The sequence below is a fragment of the Peribacillus sp. NPDC060253 genome, from assembly GCF_042727425.1.
Classification (GTDB): Bacteria; Bacillota; Bacilli; order Bacillales; family DSM-1321; genus Peribacillus.
In genome coordinates this window covers 1-3142 of sequence record NZ_JBHXAS010000234.1, presented here as the reverse complement: position 1 = coordinate 3142, position 3142 = coordinate 1, and the positions used below count along the sequence as shown (strand labels likewise).

6 protein-coding genes are annotated in these 3142 nt (G+C 70.4%); 1 reads left to right on the top strand and 5 read right to left on the bottom strand.

Annotated elements, in window-relative coordinates:
• Positions 1–90: 90 nt before the first annotated feature.
• From ACFWE9_RS26470 to ACFWE9_RS26450, 5 genes are read right to left on the bottom strand one after another with little or no spacing between them, the layout of a single operon-like run.
• Entirely contained in the window at positions 91–489 is a 399-nt protein-coding gene (locus tag ACFWE9_RS26470) for a hypothetical protein (protein ID WP_375847170.1), read from the bottom strand.
• Entirely contained in the window at positions 486–890 is a 405-nt protein-coding gene (locus ACFWE9_RS26465) for a DUF6093 family protein (RefSeq protein ID WP_375847171.1), read from the bottom strand. The genes ACFWE9_RS26470 and ACFWE9_RS26465 overlap by 4 nt, the downstream gene beginning before the upstream one ends.
• A 5-nt stretch (positions 891–895) precedes the next feature.
• Positions 896–1255, bottom strand: coding sequence for a Gp19/Gp15/Gp42 family protein (locus ACFWE9_RS26460; protein WP_375847172.1), 360 nt, complete (start codon positions 1253–1255; stop codon positions 896–898).
• 9 nt (positions 1256–1264) lie between these two features.
• A complete protein-coding gene (locus ACFWE9_RS26455) occupies positions 1265–1468 on the bottom strand; it encodes a hypothetical protein (RefSeq protein WP_375847173.1) in 204 nt (67 codons plus the stop codon).
• Positions 1469–1481: 13 nt separating this feature from the next.
• Entirely contained in the window at positions 1482–2438 is a 957-nt protein-coding gene (locus ACFWE9_RS26450; protein WP_375847174.1) for an SU10 major capsid protein, read from the bottom strand.
• A gap of 17 nt (positions 2439–2455) precedes the next feature.
• On the opposite strand from ACFWE9_RS26450, the gene ACFWE9_RS26445 reads away from it, so the two are divergent.
• On the top strand, positions 2456–3142 hold a 687-nt coding region (locus ACFWE9_RS26445), incomplete at its 3' end, for a TetR/AcrR family transcriptional regulator (RefSeq protein ID WP_377359608.1).

The window sequence follows — 3142 nt, the reverse complement described above, 5'->3', positions numbered from 1 at the left end:
CACGTAGACCGTGAGCCCCACGTCCTCAAGGGCCTTCTGCACGGCGTCCAGGTGGGGCAGCGCATCGGGGGTGGCGGGTGCGGGTATCCGTCACCACCAGGCCAGGCCGCGCTCGGCGAGCAGCTGCATCTGCGCCTCGAAGCGGGGCAGTTCCGCGTCCAGGGCGCGGCCGCCGTCGTTGTGCGGCGGGTTCTTCACCGAGCCGTACTCCAGCAGGTTGCCGAGCGCGCCCTGCGGGCCGCCCTTGTCCGGGCCAATCGTGGCCATGAACAGGTCCCGGCCGTAGGCAGCGAAGTCGTAGCTGATACTCCGCGGGTACAGCCTGGCGTGCTTGCCGGCGGTCCCCCTTGCGTTGGCCCGCCAGTCCTTCTTGATGTTCATCGCGCCGCGCATCGTGACCGCGCGGGCCTCCCGCCGCAGCCGGGGAATACTGCGGGTCAGGTGCCGCTCCAAGCGGCGCACCTCACCCATGTCGAACTGTGCACTCATGACCGGTCCTCCGTGCTGAGCCGCCAGGCCGTGGCCTGGTCCGAGTACGCCACCCCGATCACCCACAAGATCAGGCCGACCATGCGGGCGTCCTCCGACTCCAGCACCTCGACTTGGGAGCCCGGCGTGACCAGCACGTCGGGCGGCAGCGGCGTGGACCACGGCAGGTGCACCTCGTAGTCCCGCAGGGACACCCGCCGCTCAGCCGCCGACACGTGGTCACCAGCCGCCTGCATGACCCGCTTCACCCGGCCCCGGCCCTCGTACAGCGTCGTCCGCGCGCCCGGCACCGTGGCCCCGGGCTCCCGGTCGAAACCGTCCGGTGCCTGCGCGAACAGGCGGACCCTGTCCCGCATCCGCCACTCGGCCGAGGCCCGGGACCGCGCCAGCAGCCGGTCCATGCCACTCACGGCCTGGACCTCGGCGCCGAGGGCGTGATGCTGAACGCCGTGGTGAGCACAGGGCGCAGCATCTCCGCCTCAGCGTCGCTGATGTACAGCTCGCCCGCAGACCGGGCCGCATCGTAGGTGACCTGATAGTCGTCGATGGACTCCTGCCGCAGGCCCTGCGGGTTTTGGAGGACCCGCAGGACCATAGCCCGGCACACCGCCTTCGACGTCGCCGTGGGCTCGGCCGCGTACCGGGGGAACCGGTCCACGATCATCGCCGTGGCGTCGTCCAGGAGCGCGGTCGCCTGGCGGGTCTCCTCCGGGGTCAGGTCACGGCCCAACCGGTCTGCGATGTCAGACAGTTCCGCCAGTGCCACCGCTGCCCCCTACTTGCCGTCGCCGCCCGAGCCACCGTCGGTTTTGGCCGGTGCCTTCACCTCGGCGACCTCGTACTCGTCGGGCAGGGCCCGCAGCCGCTTGATGACTGCGGCGTCGGACGTCTCGCACAGACCGTCCTCGAACTTCGCCCAGACGCCCTTGTCGTCCTGGAGGACCAGGCCCCGGTACTTCGTGCTCTCGAACTGCGCCATGACGGCGGTCTCCTTACTTCAGGTCCGTGATGAGGCCGTGGTACGACTCCGGCCCGTACTCCAGGCCCACCTCGCCGTACAGCTGCCACTTCTCCGAGGCGCCGACCTTGGCGAGCGGCTCGGCGAACAGCATCCCCTTGCCGGGGATCTCCAGCCACACCGGCGCGCACACGGACAGGTCGACGATCGCGATCTGCCCGGCCGGCATCCACCGGTCGACCATGATCCCGAAAGTCCCGAAGTCCGTGACCAGCGTGTCGACCGCGACGCCGCCGATGTTGCGGGACGCGGTCGGCTGGTTCAGGGTCGGAGCGCTGTACAGGTTCGACAGGGTGACCTTCTGGCCCGGGCCCGTCATGAAGACGGTGGTGTCCTGCGGCAGCCGGGCGCCGTTCCCGAACATCGTGGCCAGTTGGGCGTCGATGATCGCCTTGGACAGGTCGCGAGCGGTGCCGCCGTTGGCGTTCACGTTGGTGCTGATCGCCTTGAGCAGGCCGCGGGTCTTCCGCGCGGTCGCGTTCGTGGTCGGCTTGGCGTAGGTGCCGTTCAGGAACGACATCTCGATGTCGACGGCCATCGCTTCGAGTTCGGCGGTGATCTGCATCGTCAGCTCGTCGTTGACCGGGTTGTCGTCGGCGCCGATGTTGATGCCGCCGTACATGCCGGTCGCGGCCTGGCGGGTGTAGGACACCTCGACCGCGGACTGGTGGATCTCGACGACGTTCGAGACAGCCGACCGGGACCGGGCCACACCCGTCGGGGCGTTGGCGCCCTCAAGGGCGCTGTTGTTCGCCGTCGACGAGCGGCGGTCCATCGTCTGCCACTCGAACTCGGTGCTCTTGGTCCTCTTGCCGCCGGACAGGCCGCCGATCGCGGCGAGGAACGGGGTCTCCGTCGGCGTGACCTTGTACAGGTCCCCGTGGTAGTTCGGCAGGTTGTAGGTCGTGCCCTGCCCGGTAACTGCGGCCATGAGCCGCTCCTTTCTGGGTGAGGGCGGCCCCCTGGCCTGCCCTACTTGCTGGGGGTCTTCACCTCGCGCAGCTGCTGCGTCTTCAGCGCCAGCGCGAGTTTCGTGTTGCCGGCCTTCTCCGCCTCGCCGATCTGCTGCGCGAGGTTCGGCGGGGTGCCCGGGCGGGCTCCCTGCGCCGGATCCGGGCGAGGAACACGAGGACCGGGCTCGGTCGCGGCCCAGTGCGGCTTGCGCGTCAGCAGGTCGTCCAGGGCCGCCGTGATGGCGTCCCCGTCCACGGCGCCGTCGTCGGTGACGTAGGAGCCGCCCTGGAGCGCGTCGACCGCGTCCAGCGGATCCTGGAAACGCCCGGCGGCCAGCGCCTCGACCTTGGACGACACGGCCAGCCGGGTTGCCTGCTCGGCACGCGTCTGCGCCTCCTTCAGCGCGTCCGCCTGCCGCTCGGCCTCGGTCTTGTCGCGGTCCTCGTACTCCTTGAGCCGCGCGGCCTGCTCCCTGGCCTTGTCCTCGGCTTCCTTGGCCCGCTGCTTCCAGGCCGTGAGGGCCTTCTCCCCGGCCGGCGGGAGCGCATCCTCGCCGCCGTGCTGGACCTGATCGCCGAGGACGGCGTGGCGGGTGTCTCGCACCGCAAGGCGGCGGCGCGGGCGGGGGTACCGCTGGGGTCGATGACCTACCACTTCGCCTCGATGGACGAACTGCTCCGC

What these genes read in the sequence shown, in the direction of transcription:
- ACFWE9_RS26470 (WP_375847170.1), bottom strand. Translation starts at nt 489, where the DNA reads ATGAGTGCACAGTTCGACATGGGTGAGGTGCGCCGCTTGGAGCGGCAC.
- ACFWE9_RS26455 (WP_375847173.1), bottom strand. Translation starts at nt 1,468, where the DNA reads ATGGCGCAGTTCGAGAGCACGAAGTACCGGGGCCTGGTCCTCCAGGAC.
- ACFWE9_RS26450 (WP_375847174.1), bottom strand. Translation starts at nt 2,438, where the DNA reads ATGGCCGCAGTTACCGGGCAGGGCACGACCTACAACCTGCCGAACTAC.
- ACFWE9_RS26465 (WP_375847171.1), bottom strand. Translation starts at nt 890, where the DNA reads ATGGACCGGCTGCTGGCGCGGTCCCGGGCCTCGGCCGAGTGGCGGATG.